Origin of the sequence: Sutcliffiella cohnii, from assembly GCF_002250055.1 — a bacterium.
Taxonomy (GTDB): Bacteria; Bacillota; Bacilli; order Bacillales; family Bacillaceae_I; genus Sutcliffiella; species Sutcliffiella cohnii.
In genome coordinates, this window is sequence record NZ_CP018866.1 from 139,397 (window position 1) to 160,583 (window position 21,187).

General features: G+C 35.7%; 18 protein-coding genes. 12 read left to right on the forward strand and 6 right to left on the reverse strand.

The window, feature by feature from the left end; translation table 11 throughout:
* Nucleotides 1-46 precede the first annotated feature (46 nt).
* A complete protein-coding gene (locus tag BC6307_RS00590; RefSeq protein ID WP_157729265.1) occupies nucleotides 47-5,212 on the forward strand; it encodes an ATP-binding sensor histidine kinase in 5,166 nt (1,721 codons plus the stop codon).
* A 112-nt stretch (nucleotides 5,213-5,324) separates the two neighbouring features.
* Here BC6307_RS00590 and BC6307_RS00595 read toward each other — a convergent pair whose 3' ends face one another.
* Nucleotides 5,325-5,819, reverse strand: coding sequence for a hypothetical protein (locus tag BC6307_RS00595; RefSeq protein WP_066416214.1), 495 nt, complete (start codon nucleotides 5,817-5,819; stop codon nucleotides 5,325-5,327).
* Between the two features lie 299 nt (nucleotides 5,820-6,118).
* Between BC6307_RS00595 and BC6307_RS00600 the strand changes: the two genes are divergently transcribed.
* Complete coding sequence (locus BC6307_RS00600) at nucleotides 6,119-7,759, forward strand: alkaline phosphatase (protein WP_066416216.1); 1,641 nt, start codon at nucleotides 6,119-6,121, stop codon at nucleotides 7,757-7,759.
* A 302-nt stretch (nucleotides 7,760-8,061) separates the two neighbouring features.
* On the forward strand, nucleotides 8,062-8,916 hold the full coding sequence (locus BC6307_RS00605; protein ID WP_066416218.1) for a protein-glutamine gamma-glutamyltransferase: 855 nt from the start codon (nucleotides 8,062-8,064) through the stop codon (nucleotides 8,914-8,916).
* Between the two features lie 102 nt (nucleotides 8,917-9,018).
* Here BC6307_RS00605 and BC6307_RS00610 read toward each other — a convergent pair whose 3' ends face one another.
* From BC6307_RS00610 to BC6307_RS00620, 3 genes are all read right to left on the reverse strand, one after another.
* A complete protein-coding gene (locus BC6307_RS00610; RefSeq protein ID WP_066416222.1) occupies nucleotides 9,019-11,028 on the reverse strand; it encodes a TRAP transporter permease in 2,010 nt (669 codons plus the stop codon).
* Nucleotides 11,021-11,551 carry a DUF1850 domain-containing protein gene (locus BC6307_RS00615; RefSeq protein ID WP_066416227.1) on the reverse strand — a complete coding sequence of 177 codons (531 nt, stop codon included), beginning with the start codon at nucleotides 11,549-11,551 and terminating at the stop codon, nucleotides 11,021-11,023. Before BC6307_RS00615 ends, BC6307_RS00610 begins: the two co-directional genes overlap by 8 nt.
* Before the next feature lie 141 nt (nucleotides 11,552-11,692).
* On the reverse strand, nucleotides 11,693-12,676 hold the full coding sequence (locus BC6307_RS00620; protein ID WP_066416229.1) for a TAXI family TRAP transporter solute-binding subunit: 984 nt from the start codon (nucleotides 12,674-12,676) through the stop codon (nucleotides 11,693-11,695).
* A gap of 316 nt (nucleotides 12,677-12,992) precedes the next feature.
* On the opposite strand from BC6307_RS00620, the gene BC6307_RS25670 reads away from it, so the two are divergent.
* The 8 genes from BC6307_RS25670 to BC6307_RS25265 all read left to right on the forward strand — a co-directional run bounded on the left by BC6307_RS25670 (nucleotide 12,993) and on the right by BC6307_RS25265 (nucleotide 18,531).
* Nucleotides 12,993-13,214 carry a YjcZ family sporulation protein gene (locus BC6307_RS25670; protein ID WP_066416230.1) on the forward strand — a complete coding sequence of 74 codons (222 nt, stop codon included), beginning with the start codon at nucleotides 12,993-12,995 and terminating at the stop codon, nucleotides 13,212-13,214.
* Between the two features lie 342 nt (nucleotides 13,215-13,556).
* On the forward strand, nucleotides 13,557-14,378 hold the full coding sequence (locus tag BC6307_RS00630; protein ID WP_235858124.1) for an MBL fold metallo-hydrolase: 822 nt from the start codon (nucleotides 13,557-13,559) through the stop codon (nucleotides 14,376-14,378).
* 81 nt (nucleotides 14,379-14,459) lie between these two features.
* A complete protein-coding gene (locus tag BC6307_RS00635) occupies nucleotides 14,460-14,888 on the forward strand; it encodes an ASCH domain-containing protein (protein WP_066416232.1) in 429 nt (142 codons plus the stop codon).
* A 17-nt stretch (nucleotides 14,889-14,905) separates the two neighbouring features.
* Complete coding sequence (locus tag BC6307_RS00640) at nucleotides 14,906-15,352, forward strand: SRPBCC family protein (protein WP_066416242.1); 447 nt, start codon at nucleotides 14,906-14,908, stop codon at nucleotides 15,350-15,352.
* 198 nt (nucleotides 15,353-15,550) lie between these two features.
* Nucleotides 15,551-16,492: a D-alanyl-D-alanine carboxypeptidase family protein gene (locus tag BC6307_RS00645; protein ID WP_084380429.1), complete on the forward strand. Its 942-nt coding sequence runs from the start codon at nucleotides 15,551-15,553 to the stop codon at nucleotides 16,490-16,492.
* A gap of 323 nt (nucleotides 16,493-16,815) precedes the next feature.
* Complete coding sequence (locus BC6307_RS00650) at nucleotides 16,816-16,941, forward strand: FbpB family small basic protein (RefSeq protein WP_084380431.1); 126 nt, start codon at nucleotides 16,816-16,818, stop codon at nucleotides 16,939-16,941.
* A gap of 389 nt (nucleotides 16,942-17,330) precedes the next feature.
* On the forward strand, nucleotides 17,331-18,137 hold the full coding sequence (locus tag BC6307_RS00655; protein ID WP_066416243.1) for a TerC family protein: 807 nt from the start codon (nucleotides 17,331-17,333) through the stop codon (nucleotides 18,135-18,137).
* A 205-nt stretch (nucleotides 18,138-18,342) separates the two neighbouring features.
* Nucleotides 18,343-18,531: an HlyC/CorC family transporter associated domain-containing protein gene (locus tag BC6307_RS25265; protein ID WP_066416244.1), complete on the forward strand. Its 189-nt coding sequence runs from the start codon at nucleotides 18,343-18,345 to the stop codon at nucleotides 18,529-18,531.
* Between the two features lie 226 nt (nucleotides 18,532-18,757).
* Here the strand turns inward: BC6307_RS25265 and BC6307_RS00665 are convergent, their stop codons facing one another.
* Both BC6307_RS00665 and BC6307_RS00670 read right to left on the reverse strand, forming a co-directional pair.
* A complete protein-coding gene (locus BC6307_RS00665) occupies nucleotides 18,758-18,967 on the reverse strand; it encodes a hypothetical protein (RefSeq protein ID WP_066416246.1) in 210 nt (69 codons plus the stop codon).
* Nucleotides 18,968-19,061: 94 nt separating this feature from the next.
* Nucleotides 19,062-19,439, reverse strand: a complete 378-nt coding sequence (locus BC6307_RS00670; RefSeq protein WP_066416247.1) for a VOC family protein — start codon at nucleotides 19,437-19,439, stop codon at nucleotides 19,062-19,064.
* A 231-nt stretch (nucleotides 19,440-19,670) separates the two neighbouring features.
* Here BC6307_RS00670 and aspA point away from each other — a divergent pair, with 231 nt between their 5' ends.
* Nucleotides 19,671-21,101 (forward strand): aspartate ammonia-lyase, encoded by a 1,431-nt coding sequence (gene aspA, locus BC6307_RS00675; RefSeq protein ID WP_066416249.1) that lies wholly within the window; start codon nucleotides 19,671-19,673, stop codon nucleotides 21,099-21,101.
* Nucleotides 21,102-21,187: the final 86 nt, after the last annotated feature.

The following is a 21,187-nucleotide window of genomic DNA, read 5'->3' on the forward strand; positions in this document are numbered from 1 at the left end:
ATTAGAAAATTCCTAAAGGGTGAGGCAAGTGAGAGGAATACCTGTATTGCCAGATTATAAACTCGTTAACATTGAAATAGAAAATAGTACCTCGATTATGTATAAAGGATATGCTACACGTGAAAATAAACTCATACTACTAAAATCAGCAAAACAGCCCACTCATACTCTTCAAGAAGTCGCATCTCGTATCCATGAATATCACATTACGAAAGATTTAAGGATGGACGGTATAATTAATCCAATAAAATTAGAAAAGCATTTGAACGAACCATATATCATTTTGGAGTATTTTCCCGGAGTAACTTTACGAGAAATGCTTAAAGATAAAAAACAACTAGACCTTTCAAAATTCCTTTCTATTGCGATTAAATTAACAGCTGCACTTATCAACCTACATAAAGAACAAATCATCCACAAAAATATAAATCCAGACAACATCGTTATTCATCGAACAACTGGCCAAATAAAGCTTACAGGTTTTTATTATGCAACAACATTAAAAAAGGAAAATCAACGTCATAATATAACACCAAATGAAATAGAAGGACAGCTAGCATACATTTCTCCAGAGCAAACCGGAAGAATGAATCGCTCAGTTGACTATAGGGCGGATTTATATTCTTTAGGTGTTGTATTGTATGAAATGATCACTGGAGAACTGCCTTTTACCTATGAAGAACCTATGGAGCTTTTACATGCACATCTAGCAAAAAGACCTTCCGATCCTATTGATAAAAACGATAGTGTTCCTCAAATTATTTCTGACATCATTATGAGACTTCTTTCGAAAACACCGGAGACCAGGTATAAAAGCGCATTTGGTTTACGGGAGGATCTAAAAAAGAGTAATGACCAACTTCAGTTATTTGGCAATGTGGCACCTTTTCAGCTTGGGCAACATGATCCAGCTGCAACATTCGAACCAGGAATCAAATTATACGGTAGAAACTTGGAGAAAGAGTTGTTACTTAAGGCGTTTGAACGTGTAAGTAATGGCAATGCTGAATTAGTCCTCATAAAGGGACACTCTGGAATAGGAAAAACAGCTCTTGTACATGAGATACAAACTCCATTAGTAAAAGAAAAAGGGTATTTTATTTCGGGTAAATTTGATTTGCTTCAAAGGCAAAAACCATATTCACCAATCCTGCAAGCTTTTAAATCGTTAATGAGACTAATTTTATCAGAAGGTGACGAACGTATTCAAAGTTGGAAAACAAGTATCAAAGCCCAATTGTCCAATAATGAATCAATCATTACATCGATCATTCCTGAGTTAAAATGGATAACAGGGGAAAATTTAGAGGAAAATACGTTAGCAAATAAGGATGCGCATTTAAGGTTTCACTTGATTTTTCAAAAATTCGTAAATGCATTTGCAACAAAGGAGCATCCGTTAGTTCTATTTCTTGATGATTTACAATGGGCAGATACAGCATCACTAGAGCTAATTGAGTATTTGCTTACACATATAGATAGTCGTTACTTTTTATTAATAGGAGCATATCGCCATAATGAAATTGGGATGGATCATCCATTTACAGAAACAATTAACAATTTAAAGAAAGAACGTGTTGTTATTACGGAAATTACGTTAAATCCGTTAGAGGATAGGATATTACTTCAATGGGTAGAAGAGGCACTGATGGATGATGGTTTAGAAACGAGACAACTAGCTCATGTTATGTTCAAGCTTACTCAAGGAAACCCATTCTTCATAATGCAGTTGTTTCAATCCCTTTACAATGACGAATCGATTATGTTTGACGAAGAATTAGGGAAATGGAGCATCCGCTTTGACAGAATTCAAACAACGCTAGAAAAGGAAAATATTATCGATCTAATGATTAAACGAGTTCAACAGCTACCTTTGGAAACTCAAGAGTTATTAAAGAAGGCTTCATGTATTGGCAATGAATTCGACTTAAAAACATTGTCCACTATTTGCGAAAAAGATCTTGCTACAACAGGGGGAATTTTGTGGAGGTCTCTGGAAGCAGGGTTAATTTTACCGGAGGACTCCATCTACAAATGGATATATCCGGATGGAGCCCCACATATTGTGGATCAGCCACCTACATATAGATTTTTACATGACCGGGTGCAACAAGCAGTATACTCTCTCATGACAAAAGAAGAAAAAGAACAGACGCACCTTAAGATAGGTAGGCTGCTCATGATTTTAAGTGCAGAGGATCATCATTTATTTGACATGGTCAATCATTTGAATATTTGTAGAAGCTATTTAAAGGATGAAGAACAACTTGCACTCGTTCAATGGAATGTAAAAGCCGGTGAACAGGCGAAAGAATCAGCTGCCTTTAAAGAATCTCTAGAGTATTTTCAAACTGCTTACGAAATGTTTGGTGCAAGATGGGATACGCATTATAGTTTAACGAAACAGCTAATGACAGGACTTGGGGAATGTTGTTATTTAAATAGTAAGTTTGAGGAAGCAGAATGGACGTTGAATCAAGTATTAGAAAATGTACGAACTAATCACGAAAAATTATCCATCTATAATTTAAAGGTAGTACTCTACACTCATGTCCATCGGGTGGGAGAGGCTGTACAATCTGGAATTGCTGGATTAAGAATGTTTGGATGGAAGATTCACAGAAAACCAAGTAAAGCGTTAATTGCGGTAGAGATATTACAGGCAAAAATAGCCTTACGTAAGAAAAACACAAAAGATCTAATGAAGCTTCCTACGTTAGAAGATCAAGAAAAAATTTTATTATTAAATACGATGATTACGATGAATGCACCAGCCTTTCATGTCGATCAAAATCTTGCAACGATACTAATGGTAAGAGCATTACGTTTTTCTTTAAAACATGGCATGACGGATATAACATCACTAGTATTTAATAATTATGCGCTTATTTTAAGTGCAGGGTTTAATGATTTTCATAAAAGCTATGAGTTTGGCAAGCTAGCAATTGAAGTAGCGGAAAGAAGTGGAAATATCGGATTAAAAGGTAGAACCTATTTTGTCTTTGGCAGTTTTATCAATCATTGGAAGCATCCACTAAAACGTAATTTTAACTATTTAAAGCAGTCTCAGCAATATTGTATAGATGCAGGAAACATCCACCTAGCGGGGGCGAACAGTTCATTTATTTCTATAACCCTTTTCATGATGGGGGAGTATTTATATGACGTGCTTACCGGTATTAAAAATCAACTCAAATTTATTGATAAAATTCGTTACGTTATTTCGAAAGGTTTTTTAAATGAGTTTGTTCAATGGATTGAGGTACTCCAGAATGAACAAGCAACAATGAATTGGGACTTTGAACAAATATTAGACGATGATTCTGCGAAAATTATTCACTACACGATAAGATTACAGCTGTCTTATTTGTTTAATCAGAAAGAATTCGCGAAAGTAGTGATCGACCATTTAGAACCATTAGTAAGTAATCGTTTAACACTCGTTATTATCTCTGAATACTATTTTTATGATGCACTTTGGGCTTCTAGGTTTTATGATGATGTTTCTCTTTTTGAACAAAAAGTACTGTATCGAAAATTAAAAAAGAATGCAAAAAAGCTGAAAGATTGGGCAAAGCTTTGTCCAGAAAATTACCAGCATAAATGGAAGCTCTTAATTGCTGAAATAGCAAGGATAGAAGGAAAGCATAATGGTGCAATTACAAACTATGATGACGCTATCCAGCTTGCAAAAGAAAACAATTTTATTCAAGATGTGGCAATAAGTAATGAGCTTGCAGGCTACTATTATATTTCAAGAGGTTTAGAAAGTGTAGCAAGTGCTTATTTGACAGAAGCATATCGTACTTATATTAAGTGGGGTGCCTATGCAAAAGCAAGGAAATTACGGGAGGGATATGCAAGTTATATTATGAACGTTTCCAATGAAAGAGGGTCTCAGTCATCTCTCTTCGAATTTGATATGAAAGCCAGCTTCCAAGCTTCTCAAGCGATATCAAGTGAAATTATTCAAGAACGATTAGTCCATAAATTAATGGATATAACGATGAGAAATGCTGGAGCAGAGAGGGGAGTGCTTGTACTTGTCAGAGATGCTGAATTACTAGTCGTTGCTATAGCTAACATTGATGGGCAAATAGAGGAATTATCGTTTCAACCGGTGGAAGATTCTAACATCTTTTCTGAAAAAATTGTTCGTTACGTTGCGAAAAGCCAGGAAGCGGTTGTGTTAAACGATGCTAAGATAGAAGGGATTTTTGTTGAAGACCCATATGTAGTTAAAAATAATGTGAAGTCGATTTTATGTTTACCAGCTATATTTAAAGGAAAATTAACTAGTATACTATATTTAGAAAATAATCGAACAACCCATGTATTTACGGAAGATAGAATTAAATTTTTATCGTTTCTTTCAACTCAAGTAGCTATTTCGATTGAAAATGCCGAGCTATATGGAAAGTTAGAAGAGAAGGTAAAAGATCGCACAAAGGAGCTTGAATACGCTAATAAGCACTTGGAACAAATGAATATTGAGCTTGAAAAGTCTGAAGGAGAAAGGCGCCACTTATTTTCTAATATATCTCATGATTTGCGGGCACCTATTGCTTCTGTAAGCGGGTATATACAAGCAATATTAGATAAGTTAATAGATTCTGAAGAGGAACGAGATGCTATTTTAAGAAAGTGTTTACAGCGAGTAGATGGCTTGAATATGATGATTAATGACATATTTGAACTTGCTCAGCTTGAATCTGGACAAACCCATTTTTCGTTTGATTTCGTGCCGATTGACCGTTTGATTAAGCGATATAGTGAGCAATTTGAATATGATGTGATTAGAAATGGATTAAATTATACAGTCACGATTGAAGATATTGGCCTGGAGCATTACCCAATGGTTCAAGTAGATGTGAAAAGATTTAACCAAGTATTTTCCAATATTATTACAAACGCGATGAAGCACACGAAAATAGGAGAGATTTCTATTAGTCTTCATTTTAATAAAGACTTGGAAGAGGCATACATATCCATCCAAGATAGCGGAGAAGGAATACAAGTAGAAGATATCCCTTATATATTTGATCGGAATTTTTCCAAATCAAGTGAGGGTAATGGGCTAGGATTAGCTATAAGTAGAGAAATAATACTATTACACAACGGTGAAATTTGGGTGGAAAGTGAACATGGTAAAGGATCAACCTTCTTTATTAAGTTGCCTGTTTTTCAAGTGGATAGTCTAGTTGATGTTTAAATGGATGAGGGACCTGTGTGATAAGAATTTTATTTGATCTTAAACAAACCATTCGTAAATTAATACGAATGGTTTTTGTAAATTTACGGATGGTCATCCATCCGTCCACAAATTATAACCCACTTTCATCTAAATACCTTATACTAGTTATTTTGTCATCAGAGTTGAAGGTAACTCTACCAGAAACTTCTGCTGTTTGTTGTTCGCTTCCTTCTTTTTCGGTTAACAGAGTGGCTTTAAAATCATAGGTTCCTTCTGTAGTTTCGCTACTATCCACTTCGATGTGATCTACCTTCATTTCATAACCTCCATTATACGCCGTTAAATGATAATGAAAAGCGTAGGTTGAAATAAAGCTCGTATACATCTCTTCAGTGAAATAAGACTTATAAAGTTTCTCGTAATAGCTTTCAATCTTAGCTGGATCTTCCCACTCAATAACTTCAAGGTCTGGCCCATTTAGTTGATGTTTTAGAACTGTAGAGATGGCTTCAATATGTTTTTCTTGAGTAGCGGATGAAGAGCAACTAGCCATAAATAACATTATTCCAAATAAAAGCAATGGCGTAACTATTCGAGCTTTGTTAAACGTAAGAAACTTTTTCATTATTAATCCCCCCATATTTCTATTACGAATTATATATAAAAAAGTTCCGAAATGCGAAATAGTTTTCCAAAAAATGTGTGGACGAGGGACTGTCCCTCCGTCCACCTTTGTCCCTATAGCTAGTTCTTACATACTAATTCATAGTTTTAAAAACTGGTCATTTTATCACAGTTCCTCTTTTGTTACAAGGAAAAAAACGATAATTTACATATTCTTTACTTAATACCCATCAAGGTTTAATAGTTTTCTTTTATGATAAATGCGAGTTTAATAGTTTTACTAAGAAAGGAGATTGTTAAATGAGACGCATTTTGAGTAAAAAATTAGCTATTATTTCAATGGCTACAGCTGTAACTATTTCTACTTTAGGCTTTACTGGGTACAATAGTTTTCCGGAAGCTAAGGGTAAGAAGAATGAACCAACGAATGTCATTATGATGGTGATGGATGGAACTAGTGCAGGGGCTACTACTCTAGCAAGATGGTATAAAGGTGAGGACCTTGCCATGGATGAAATTGTTGTTGGAGGAGTGCGTACTCATTCTGCTGAAGCAGCGATTACGGATTCAGCACCAGCTGCAACGGCTTTGGCAACAGGATATAAAAGTAATGATAAGGTCATTGGGCTACTTCCTGAAGTAGTAAATACACCTGGAGTAGACGCTGTTGACCCTGAAGATGCCTATAAGCCAGTTGCGAATGTATTAGAAGGGGCAAAATTATTAGGAAAGTCAACAGGTATCATTTCTACTTCTGAAATTCAACATGCAACTCCAGCAGGATTCTCTTCTCACGCAACACATCGAAGTAACTACCAAGATATAGCGGAGCAACAGGTGTATCAAGAAATTGATGTTGTTCTAGGTGGGGGAAAAGAAGCTCTACAACCAGGCACAACTAGAAATGCTCGAGTGGATGGTGTAGATTTAATTGAAGTACTTGAAAACAAAGGATATGACTTCGTTGAATCACGTGATGAACTTTTAAATACAAACTCAAATAAAATTTGGGGATCATTTGCTCCTTCAGCTTTAGCTTACGATTTTGATCGTCAGGCTACAAACAATAATGAACCATCTCTTGCGGAAATGACGAAAAAAGCGATTGACACTCTATCTCAAAATGAAAAGGGCTTCTTCCTATTTGTAGAGGGAAGTAAGGTAGACTGGGCAGCTCATGCCAATGATACAATCGGTATTTTAAGTGATGTTCTAGCTTTTGATGACGCGGTAAAAGAAGCACTAGACTTTGCTAAAAAAGATGGAAATACAATGGTTATCGCAGTTAGTGACCACGGAAACAGTGGGATTACGATGGGGAACGTAAATACAAACTCTAATTATCCTGAAATTCCAGTTTCTGCATATATTGATCCGTTAAAGAAAGCAACGATGACAATTGAAGGTGCGTTAAGGCAATTAAAATCAGATCGCTCCAATATGAAAGAAGTAGCCGTATTGTATGGCTTGGACAACTTAACAGCAACAGAAATTGAAAATCTAAAATCGTCTAAAACTTTACAAGCTGATATGACGAAAATGCTGGCAAATCGCGCGAACATTGGATTTTCAACTGGTGGACATACTGGGGAGGATGTTTTCCTTTACGCATATGGACCGTCCAAACCGTTTGGCTTAGTAGATAACACCGACATTGCGAAAACAATGGCAAAATTTTTAGGAATTAATTTAGATAAAACAACGGACAAGCTCTTTGTTAATGCAAGAGAGTCCTTTGAGAACAAAGGATATACAACTCGTATCGATGTAACAGATGCGAACAACCCTGTATTTATTGCAGAAAAACAAAAAATCAAAATTGAACTACCTGTTAATAAAAACATTGCCTACGTTACACAAAATAACAAATCATACGTTAAAACGCTTGATGGCGTAACAGTATACAACTCAAAAGATTTCTCGTATCAAAAACTGCGTTAAATCTATCAAAATAGTGGACAGAGGGACAGGTACCGTGGACATGGGGACAGGTCCCTCGTCCACACTTTTTTTGGAAATTTTATAATTATATAGAAATTATTGAAGGGCAAAAAGGTGTTCGCTATATACTAGCAAACGCCTTTTTCTGTTAGCCACACCACTCCATTCCTTAAACCACAAGCAATTATCTCTCCTAGCCCACATATACATCAATATATAGACAATTTAGCGCAATCGGGAAAAGTGTAAAAACAATGGAGTGGAAAATTCTACTTATCTACTCAAACGAAATGGGGAATAGCATGATACAAGTAGCTGGAAGACCTTTAACTGCAGAAAGTGTAGCCGAGTTTGGAGCGGATGAAAGGATAATTATTCAACAAATGTTGAATGCACCTGAAACATTTTCTTACCGAACGATGAACGAACTTCGGTTTGAACTCAACATGCGTAAAAATATTATGGATAGCGCACGAGAGATGAGCGATAGTAAGGCTGCGTTTACTATTTTTGAAACCGCTCGTTGTAATCCTGCATACTGGAATTTGACCAATGCCGGAGGGTTTTTATTAAGGCCAGGTGTAAGACCTTCAGAAGCAGTTTTAGATATTTATCGTAACGGTTCTCTTTACGCATTTGAATGTGCAACCGCAATGGTAATTGTCTATTATCATGCAGTTTTGAAAAGTATAGGGTCACCGAATTTTGATATTCTTTTTCAGAACCTTTACTTGTATAGCTGGCATACAGACCCGGACTTAGAATTACACTCATCTTACCTGAATTATTTTCTACCTGGAGATGTTGTGTATTTCAATAATCCAGAGTTTCATCCGAATGTATCGTGGTTTAGAGGTTTGAATGCGGTTGTATTAAGTGATGGGACATATTTCGGTCACGGGTTTGGAATCATGACTGCAGATCAGATTATAAATTTTTTAAATACACAACGTTTTCCAGGAAGCACGCAGCCTGCTTACTTAGCTAATATAGTTACAAGAATTTCGTCTTCAACGATGCATAAGCTTTTCACCTTACAAGGCAGTCGTATTGCTCATAAAAAGCCAAAAGTGGTTGTGCATCATAATCTTTGTTCGATATCGTCTGTACAGTATGAGCATTATTGTAAACAAGTAAATGGATCGAATTCTAATTAAATGTCACACATGAGTGAACGTGCAAATTTATGTCTACCTTGAGAAAAGTGGTAAAAATAAAAGAAACGCATTTTCAACAATGCGTTTCTCCCTTTAGCGATGCTAGAGACTAACATCTTTCACTTCAGAGGTATTCATTTTATTACGGCGAACATGAAGTAACTGGAAAGCAAGTAATACTATAAAAGTGATTAATCCAATTGTGTCGGTATACGATTCCGGATAAATCAATAGTAATCCAGCTAATATAGTGACAATTCTTTCTATCCAATTTATTTTTCTATACCAGAAACCAATTAATCCAGCACCTATAGAAATCATCCCAATAATAGCAGTAAAAAGGGTCCAGGATACTTCTAAGAAGGTTGTGTCAATTAATAGTAATTGAGGTTGAAACACGAACATGTATGGAATGATAAATGCTGCTATCGCTAGTTTTGAAGCATTTACTCCCGTTCGAATAGGGTCACCTTTTGATATACCAGTTGCTGCAAAGGCTGCAAGTGCTACTGGAGGTGTAATATCTGCAACAATACCAAAATAAAATACAAACATATGGGCAGCTAAAACTGGAATAGCAACTTCTAATTGCCCATTTAGTGCAATAATTGCCGGGAGGGCAATCGTAGAAGTAATAATATAGTTAGCAGTTGTTGGTGAACCAATACCTAGTATGATAGATGTAATCATTGTGAAAAATAATGTTAAAAACAATAATAAACTTGGTGTAGAAGTGATAGAAGATGCAATACCAACTAGTCCATTACCTAACTTTAGGCCTAATCCTGTTTTTGTCACAATACCAACGATTAAACCAGCACATGCAGTTGCTGCAGCAACTCCTAACGCAGTACGTGCACCAGAAGTTAAAGCGAAAAGAATCTTAGATGGAGTAATTCTTGTATCTTTTCTAATTAAACTGACTAAAATAGCACTTAAAATTCCATATAATGCTGTTCGCTCAATACTCATTCCTTGGAAAAGTAGAACAACGATTACAACGATCGGAAGTAAAAGGTGAATTTTCTTTAATACTTCTTTTTTCGGTGGAATCTCTTCTTTCGGTAATCCAAGCAAACCTAATTTTTTTGCTTCAAAATGGGTCATAATCCAAATGCCTGAAAAATATAGAATTGCCGGAATAACAGCAGCTTTTGCTATATCCCAATAAGGTACACCCGCAAATTCAATCATTAGAAAAGCAGCAGCACCCATTATTGGTGGCATGATTTGACCACCAGTTGAGGCAGCTGCTTCGACAGCACCAGCAAAATTTTTGTGATACCCGAGACGTTTCATTAATGGAATTGTATAGGAACCTGTCGTTACGGTATTGGCAACGGAGCTTCCTGAAATAGTCCCTTGCAATGCACTTGAGAAAATCGCTACTTTGGCTGGTCCACCGATACGACGACCTGCTATTGAAATAGCTAAATCATTAAAATAGTTACCTACACCAGTTTGGACGAGAAATGCCCCAAATAAAAGGAAGAGAAAGATAAAGGTGGATGAAACCTGTAACGGTGTACCAAGTATCCCTTCTGTAGTAAAGAACATAGATTGTACTAATTGGTGTAAATTAAGCCCGCGATGAGCAAGCATACCAGGCATATAAGGGCCGAAATAGCCATACGCTAAAAATACTACTGCTATAATTGTAATAGGAATACCAACTGCTCTTCTTGCAGCCTCTAAAACTAGCAAGATTGCGATACTACCGATTACAAGCTGTTCAGTAGAAATCCTACCAATTTGCTGGACGAGTGAGTCGTAATTTAATGGCCAGTAAGAACAAACTATAATTGTTAATAGGATTAGAATATAGTCATACCAAGCTACCTTATTTTTCACCCGACCTTTAATTGCCGGAAATAATAAGAAAATCGCTGTTAGTGCAAAACCCAAATGAACAGTTCGTTGAATATAGGCAGTGAATTGACCGAAAATACCTGTATATAACTGGAATAAAGAGAACGAAAGTAGTAATATAAAAACAACTTTAGCAGAATAACCAGTTAATTTACGAGTGTTAGATTCAGCGTCATACTTTTTTAGTAATTCTTCATGTTCTTCTGGTGTTAATTGTTTATCATTTGTAGCTTTTTCACTCATGTATCTTAACTCCTTTCAAATATTGCCAAACGGTAAGTTTTTTCATTTCAACTTTATACCACGCACCTGGTTCAAAATAATCGTTAAATTCGACCATTTTTTTACCATTGTCCCATACAAGACGATGCTCGGATATAGTTTTACCATTTCGTATATTCATAGAGGGGAAAATATTATTCATATTTTTTATATGATATTTACCATTTTCATATACAAACAGCTCTTCCTCGTTTGCGTTAGAAGGCATTCCTATACCAAACTGTTCATAAACTATTTCATATTGAAGTATATTAAGGTTGGGTAGAACTCTGTATTTTTCTGTTACATCGGTTAAATGAATAGAATGAGTAAAAATAATGGTAAACTCTTCCCCTTTATTAATTGGAAGAATTGCTTGAATTCGATTCGTGTTTTCAAAGTGAAATACTAAAGCAGTCCGAAAGGGATAAACAAATATACCCCCCATAATGAAAATAGTGAAACAGATAATATATAATGACCTATTTTGTTTGAGAAATTTCATAGTAGAACCTACCAATTATAAGAGTTTTTAAAATAGGTTATCTTTGATGCACATTTATCATTCATTTAATTTGGATTATATGATAAAAAAGAAAGGCCGAAAGCACAAACAAGTAGGGTTGTGCCGGCCTTCTCTCTTTTACTATTCCTTTATTACTCCAACTTCTTTAAAGTACTTTTCAGCACCAGGGTGTAAATCGATGCCAATTCCATTTAAAGCTGTATCTTTGGAAATGAATTCACTTTTTGCATGAGCAATTTTATCAGTATTTTCATAGATAGCTTTCGTAATATTATAAACTAATTCTTCAGATAGGCTATCTGTTACTGCTAACATTGCAAGCACTGCAACTGTTTGAACTTCATCTTTCATTCCATATGTTCCAGCTGCGATAACATCTGATGCATAGAAAGGATATTTTGAAATTAATTCGTCAACTTTTTCTTTTGAGATACCAATAATAGAAACAGGTGTAGTAGCTGATAAACCTTCAACAGCACCTGTTGGAGTACCTGCAGTAATGAAAGCTGCATCAATACGCCCATCTTGAATTCCACCTGTAGATTCACCGAAGTCTAAATTTTGTGCATTAATATCATCTATAGATAAGCCATGAACTTCTAAAATTTGAGTAGCGTTCATATATGTTCCTGATCCTGGTGCACCAACAGAAACCGATTTACCTTTTAAATCTTCTACACTAGTAATTCCAGAATCAGCTCTTGTAACAATTTGTACTGTTTCTGGATAAAGAGATCCGATTGCTAGAACATTATCGACTGCTTTTCCTTCAAATGCATTTACCCCTTCAACTGCATATGAAACAACATCAGTTTGTACAAATGCTAGCTCAGCATCTCCTTGTTGTAGCGCAACTACGTTATCCGCAGAAGCATTGGAAGAAACTGCGTCTGTTTGAACTCCAGTTTCATCAGTAATAATTGTTGCCATTGCTCCACCTAATGGGTAGTATGTACCACTAGTACCACCAGTTAACATACTTAAATATTCAGGATTGTCTCCACCTTCATCACTACTCGAAGTGTTACTACCACCACATGCTGTTAAAAACAACGAAAAAATAAACAACACTAAAAGTAATAATATAGACTTTTGTTTTTTCACACTAAATCCCCCTTTGTCTATTTAGTAATTACAAGTAAAGTTTATATAATATTCAATTAATTGTCAAACCTTCTTTACAAATATAGTAGTGTACAAATCTAATAGAAAATATGTCTAATAAGAGATAATTTTAAGTAGTTTTTTGAAATTCGAAAGAAAAGTCTTTATTAGGTTTATTAACATTTACAAGACTTGATTCTTGACCTTCCTTGTCCACCAAGGGCGTTTACCCATTTATTAGGCAGACAGGTCCCTATTCCAACTAGGTGAGTATAATGTAGTGTAAATATACTAAACCGAAAAGGAGTACTGAGATATGTATGCTAATAATGTACCGCCTATGGTGGCAGGCGCAAATATGCCACCAAATGTACCGCCGATGGTTGCAGGTGTAATGGATGTTCCTTATGCAGCACCAGCTTACGGATATGGATGTGGCCCTGTTGCTCCAGCTTGTGGGTATGGGCACGGGTTTTTGCTAATTGTTGTGTTGTTTATATTACTAATCATTGTAGGATGCAGTTTCCCTAAATGCTAATATAAGAATCAGTGGGCGGCTATCTCAAAAAAGGTACCGCCTTTGAAATTTGTGTAAAATGAATTGACTTGTACCAGCGCCTAAACTGCCCTGTCTCCTATTACACCCAATAAAAGAACCGACATTTATCCCAAATTTGTTCTTTAAGTTATTGTTCATAGAATATTTTTGTGATTTTACAGGTTTCAAAAATTACTTTACAAGATGTCGAATTTACTTATTTAATCATCAGATGTAATTAATAGATAGTTTTGTAACCCAAGAAGTTTCCTTTAAAATAGTGAATGAATATTCACTCACTACGTGTTATGATAATAAAAAAGAAAGCAAGGGGAGTGAACATTGTTATTTAAAAAGGATTTTACTCAGAAAACTCTAAATGGAGTTCAGATGGGAAATGGAACAATCGCTTTTCAAGGTGTAAAGCTTAATGTTCATAGCTTTTGTACGGACGGAGTGTTAATTGATACCGGTGCGAGGTCTCTAGAGAAATTTTTTATCCCCTTTTTTGAAAACTTATCGATCGATCAAGTAATGATAACGCACTATCATGAAGATCATACAGGGTGTGCAACGTATTTACAAAAAGAAAAGAAGTTCCCACTTTATATGAGTAACGAAATGATAGCATCCTGCAAGGAAAAAGCAGATTATCCCCTTTATCGACAATTGTTTTGGGGGAAGCGTAAACCGTTCCATGCACTCCCAATTGCTAACACGTTTCAATCACGGAATGCAACTCGGAGCGTTATCGAAACTCCAGGTCATGCTAAGGATCACCTTTCGTTTTTAAACCGCGACACTGGCCAGCTTTTTACAGGAGACCTATATTGTCAAGAAAAAACGAAGGTGGTGCTCCGAGAGGAAAGTATTCCGATGATTATCGAATCGTTGGAAAGGGTATTAACCTACGAGTTTGATGAAGTGTTTTGCAGCCATGCAGGCCACTTGAAAAATGGACGCATTGCTCTACAAAGAAAGCTAAATTATTTGTTAGATCTCCAAGGTAATATTTTAAAAATGCATAAAGAAGGATTGTCTTCAGAAGAAATAAAAAGCCAGCTCTTTCCAAAAAAATACCCGATCATGCGTTTCTCTCAAGGAGAATGGGATTCTATTCATATTGTGCACTCAGTTATAAAGCAACATTCGACTGTTTGTTAAGCTTAAGGCTTAGATTAATTCACATCATATTGTACAATAGCAGGGAAAAGCTAATGAAAAATAGCTTTTGGAGGTTTAGAAGTGAAAGTACTATCAATGATTCAGCCGTGGGCAAGCCTTTTTGTCCTTCGAGAAGCTCAATATGAAACGAGAAGTTGGAAAACGAACTACAGAGGGCCACTCGCCATACATACAAGTAAAAAAATAAACAAAGCAGTATGTAGTCATCGTGCAATACAAGCATTGCTTTATAAGCATGGTTATACAGTTGAAGGTTTACCAACTGGTAAAATTATTGCAGTTTGTAATCTTATCGATTGTTTAAAGGTAGTGGAAAACCATCAAACGAGTGCGATTCTTGAAGATGGAAGGGAAGTTTCAGGGAATGATTTTTTCCTGGGAGACTATCCCGAAAATGGTTATGTATGGGTCATAGAGGGTATGAGAACGTTAGATTCTTTTATTCCTGCAAAAGGAAAGCTTGGATTGTGGGAGTACGAAGAAGAATAATTTTAGGGGCGATATATATGATGAGGTTCCGAGGAGTCTTCACTAACCAAACAATATTAGAAGTTCCCATCGATGCAGTTTGGGACTTTTTCCAAACAACGGAGAATCTAGCGCGCATTACGTCTTATCCAAAAGTAAACATTCAAGGTTCTTCTGTAGTGGAGGTAGGGAAAACGATGAGATTGCAATTACATTTTGGAATATGGAAAACATCATGGGACTCCTACATTTCGGAATGGAGAGAAAAAGAATGGTTTGAAGATACAATCGTCAAGCCACCATTTCCTTTTAGTGCATGGAAACATCGTCATCAGTTTATTGCTAAGTCGGAAGACGAGACAATTATGATGGATATACTCGAGTTTCAAAGCCAACTTCCACCTTGGCTTATAAAAGCAGGTTTGTATCTTATGTTTAAAGATAGAGAAAGAGCGATAAAAAAGTATTTAAATAATAAAAATTAAACAAAAGTCATAACTAATATGGCTTTTTTTGTCTATAAAGAACCTTCTCTCGCTTTCCACCGTCTCAATAAAGAAAGTATCTACTATGAATAAAATTTCTAAAATTGTAGATGATGAAAAAGGATGGTTTTGTATGCTTAATAGCTTTACACATAAAGCAACTGGTTAAGTTTACAAAAGAGATGTTGGAGGAAAACAATGAGCAAAACAAAGAAAAATAAAGTTTACATACTTCCTGTAATGTTAGCCGCTTTATTTAGTATGTTTGCTTTAAATCCATTATTATTTATGAATGAACCGATCGTTGACGCGAGTGCGGCCATTGTGATGGATGCAACGAGCGGGGATGTGCTTTATTCAAAAAATGAAAACGTGCCGTTAGCACCAGCAAGCATGTCTAAATTAATGACTGAATATATCATTTTAGAAGAAATTGAACGAGGCAATGTTTCTTGGGATGAATATGTCGTCATAAGTGAAACGGCTGCATCTACTGGAGGCGCTTCTATTCCGTTAATGGAAGGGGAACGTATTTCTGTTCAGGATCTCTTTTACGCAATGGTGATGCCTTCTGCTAATAATGCAACAGTACTTCTTGCAGAACATATTGCTGGTAGCGAAGAAGAGTTTACGAAGCTTATGAATGAAAAAGCACGGTCGTTAGGGCTTTCTGATGAAACCAATTTTGTGAACGCAACGGGACTACCGAATGAGATAAGTCAACAGTCGACGATGACCGCTCATGATGTAGCTAGCCTTTCTATTCAACTGTTGGACCGTTTTCCAGAGGTTTTAGAGATTACCCAACTGTCAAACTACCAATTAAGTTATCACAATACATATATTACAACGACAAACGCCATGCTGTTATCGGATAATCCGAAAATACTTTTTGACGGCCTTGACGGATTAAAGACAGGTTACACCGGGGAAGCAGGGTACTGTTTTGCAGGGACAGCTAAACAAGGAGATAAACGAATTGTTTCTGTTATCATGGGCACATCTACGACCGATCAACGGTTTGTAGAGACAAGAAAATTAATGGCTTACGGCTTTGAAAACGCTCCTGTCACACTAGAGCATATCGTTAATACGACTATATATAAATTCAAAACAGTACTGGAAAGTAAATTAATATAGTATATAAAAATATGTTGACAGCTTTGTAAAATTACTATATCTTTAATTTAGATTAATATTGGTTCCCTAAAGGGGAGTAGCTTTTACAGCAAAGTCGTCATCTCGGAGTTTTACCACTCTCGGCTTTGTTGGCAACATAACAGTTGTTAGCAAGACCTTTACCTATTGGTAGAGGTCTTTTTTGCATAAAAAACCTTTACCGTGATTTGGTAAAGGTTTTTTTATTTATATATTAAGGAGCAAACGTATGAAAGAAATAAGGTTGATTCTCTAAAGAAAATCAGAAAACTAGTTAGACTAATTAAACGAGAGGTTGATAAATATTGAAAAAAGTAAAACTTTCTTTTTCAGAGTTAATGAAGGAAAACAAAGAAGAGTTACTAAAAGACCGTGAACAAATGGAGAAAATTGAAAAACGCTTAGAAGAAAAGTATGTTGGTCAAAAATAAAAAAAGCAATAGAGGCTGTTAAGTTTTTGGTGAAAAATATAAAAATATATTTCCTTACTAAAACAAGAGAAAGTGTCGCCCAAGATACAAAAAATAACATAAAAACAGAGAGGAAGTATTCTAGTGTAGAAAAAATCGATTTCTTACAATTATTACATTATAAGGAGAACGAATTTAATTGACGAAACAATATGTAAGAAACTTATTCATCGCATTCACTTTATGAACCGTGATGGAAACTCAGTTCCTATCAACTGGAAGTGAGGACCAGAAGAATCCACCTCGATTCCAAAATAGTATCGTAACTGTGATTCAAAGTTATTCTATTAACAATAAAAACTAGCAAAACAACAAAATTATAACAGTAAAACTAGGAGGTCATTGTTTAGGTGGATTTTTCAATATTATTTGAGTATGCATGGGTTTTACTATTATTAATAGCCATTGAAGGTTTGTTAGCAGCTGATAATGCACTAGTATTAGCTATTATGGTGAGGCATCTTCCTGAAGAGCAGCGTAGAAGGGCATTGTTCTACGGACTAGCTGGAGCATTCGTGTTCCGTTTTGGTTCACTATTTGTGATATCTTTTCTTGTGGATGTGTGGCAGGTGCAAGCGATAGGTGCACTTTACCTATTGTTTATCGCGGCAAATCACATATTTAGAAAACTAATTGTTAATAAAGAAAAAGATAAAGTAAATGAAAAAAAGGAAAAGAAAAAGTCAGGTTTTTGGGTAACAGTTTTTAAAGTGGAGCTTGCAGATATAGCTTTTGCTGTAGATTCTATTCTTGCAGCTGTTGCTTTAGCTGTTACACTTCCAAACACTAATCTTCCTGAAATTGGAGGCTTAGATGGTGGGAAATTCCTCGTTATATTTGCAGGGGGGTTGATTGGGTTAATAATTATGCGATTCGCGGCTAACTATTTTGTAAAACTTCTACAAACGAGACCAGGATTAGAAATTGCAGCATTCGCGATAGTTGGATGGGTTGGTGTAAAGTTATTAGTGTATACGTTATCTCACCCAGAATTAGCTATCTTGCCAGAAGGGTTTGCAAAATCACCCGAATGGAAAATTTCGTTCTATGTAATCCTTCTACTAATTGCGCTTTTTGGTTGGTTTCTTTCCAAAGAAAAGAAAGCTGATACAACGAACGCTCCATCACAAGAGAGCAGCGTAGAGGTAGGTAAGTAAAAAGGTAACTCAATTATAGATAAGAATAAAACAATTGTTATTTCAAACAATAGTAAAAGAAAGTAAAGTATTTATATAAACTGCTTGTTATTTTTATGGAGGTATGTTTGGTGTTGATCCCAATGGCACGGATGGAATTGTGACTATCGAGGATCTAATTTAAGAGATTGTCGGTAATATCTTTGATGTATACGATGAGCCTGAAATGGATTCAGGTCAAGTGAAGAAGATAGGTCAAGATTTGTTCGTACTTTCTGGAATGCTCAATTTGCATGAGGTTGAAGATATATTAAAGGTTGAATTTCCTAAGGATGAATACGATACATTAAGTAGATTTATTATTGGTCAATTATGTTATAGTGAAAATTACAGTAAAAAAGAAAATGCTAAGTAAAATAGGATAGTTGGTGTTTATTATTCAAGGAGAAATTATCGAAATCTGGTACGCACGAAGAGCTGTTACATAAGAAAGGCTACTAATATGAAATGTATGTAATGCAGTTCCAAAGTCGAAGTAAGTTGCTGGTCAGAGAGCGTGAAAAAGATACCTACTATTTAAATTAGGTATCTTTTTACGCTAGTTATTAGTGCCAACTAGCATTGGCGTTGTATAAAATATATTAGCGAGATGCTTTTGGTGGTTGGCACACTTCACATTTTCGTTGATTATTATTTTTAAATTTCGTAAATGTTTTTTCGAAATTAGTACCACAAGCACATTTTAAAAGTAACTTCTGAGAAAAACCGTGATATTCTGTCGACAGTAGTTTACTTTCGGAATTTTTCTCGATAAATTCTTTTATTTTCTCAATTGTCCATCGTTTATTCAATATAATGACCTCCATATTTATCCAAGACAGAGGCTATTTCTCCGTCATTTGAATCAAGCTTCTCATTATAGCATGATTGGTATTCATCATAAAGTTAAATTAGTACTTCACTCATGAAAGCATGTGTATTTCCTTCCGTGTCATGAAAAAATACCATCCATGTTTCAGTATTTCCCATTTTTGCCACAACATGAGGTTCACCCAAAAAATTTACATCCTTATGTAATAACTCATCATATGTTTTCTGGATATGTTCCACTTTAAAGTAAATGACGGAACTCGAATGTGTAAATTGTTCTTTTTCAGGAAGGCTTAACAAAATCCGTAGTCCATTACAATCTAAAAAGGCCATATTCTCCGTGTTAAATAATAGTGATAATCCAAGTGTATCCTTATAAAAATGTATCGCTCTTTCTATCTTTTTAACTGGCACTCCGATTTGTCCGATTTTCTGAATCGTATTAGTTTCCATTATGGATAATCCCTCACCTTATTTTTATCTATTATAACTATTCTATATAACTAAATTTTCACCTTTATTTTGGACTATGGTTGGTATTATAAGGGTGGATTACTTTTCCTCTTTAATCCACTAACCTAACTGCTTGAGGTTTCTCTAAACTTTTGTTTTAATAAGCAATAGTACTACAATTAAAAGATTAATAGAGCTAATAAATTAGCTTACTAGAGGAGAATGAAGGATATGTCAATAACAAAGGGCCAAATGCGAATGGAAAAAGACTTCTTAGGTTCAAAGGAGGTTCCTTCTGAAGCATATTACGGAATTCAAACGCTTCGTGCAGTTGAAAACTTTCCTATTACAGGATATCGAATTCATGAAGAGCTCATAAAAGCGATGGCTGTTGTGAAAAAAGCAGCTGCACTTGCTAACATGGATACGAAACGTCTTTATGACGGAATTGGAAAGAATATTCTGAAGGCTGCAGATGAGTTGTTGGCAGGAGAAATGCATGATCAAGTTATCGTGGACCCGATCCAAGGTGGAGCAGGAACGTCCATTAATATGAATATAAATGAAATCATTGCCAATCGTGCCCTAGAACTAATGGGTGAACAAAAGGGAGACTATTCGTACTGTAGTCCAAATACGCATGTTAATATGTCACAGTCTACAAATGATGCTTTCCCGACAGCGATGCATATTGCGGTGTTAAACACATTAGAAAAATTGATTAAATCAATGGAAGCAATGCACGCTGCCTTCCAACAAAAAGCGAATGAATTTAATCACGTAATTAAAATGGGTCGTACTCACTTACAGGATGCAGTTCCGATTCGTCTTGGACAGGAATTTGAAGCATATAGTCGTGTCGTTGCACGTGATATAAACCGTATTAAACAATCGCGCCAACATTTATACGAAGTGAATATGGGAGCAACAGCGGTTGGAACTGGCTTAAACGCAGATCCAAAATATATTGAACAAGTGGTAAAACATCTTCAAGACATTAGCGGACTTCCACTAACAGGTGCAGATCATCTTGTAGACGCAACGCAAAATACTGATGCGTATACAGAAGTTTCAAGTGTATTAAAAATTAGCATGATAAACATGTCGAAAATTGCCAATGACTTAAGATTAATGGCATCTGGACCGAGAGCTGGATTAGGAGAAATTACATTACCTGCAAGACAGCCAGGTTCTTCGATTATGCCTGGAAAAGTAAACCCAGTAATGCCAGAGCTTATTAACCAAGTAGCATTCCAGGTTATCGGAAACGATCAAACGATTTCGCTAGCTTCCGAAGCTGGCCAGTTTGAATTGAATGTAATGGAGCCAGTTCTCATATTCAACTTGCTTCAATCCATTACCATTATGACAAACGCTTTTGGTACTTTCACCGAACATTGTTTAAAAGGAATAACAGCAAATGAAGAAAGACTAAAAGAGTACGTGGAAAAGAGTGTTGGAGTCATTACAGCCGTTAACCCACATATCGGTTACGAAGTAGCATCTCGTATTGCGAGAAAAGCGATTATTGAAGGTGTTCCAGTTCGTGATCTATGCTTACAATTTGATGTTCTAACAGAAGAAGAGCTAGACCTTATTTTAGATCCTTACGAAATGACGAAACCAGGTATTGCTGGTGCGGCGTTGTTTGATAGGGAATAGATTCGTTCAAAGCTGAGTTCAGTTTTTTGTTTCATGTACAAAGGGCTGAATTCGGCTTTTTTTGTATAGTTTTATCATTTTTAGCA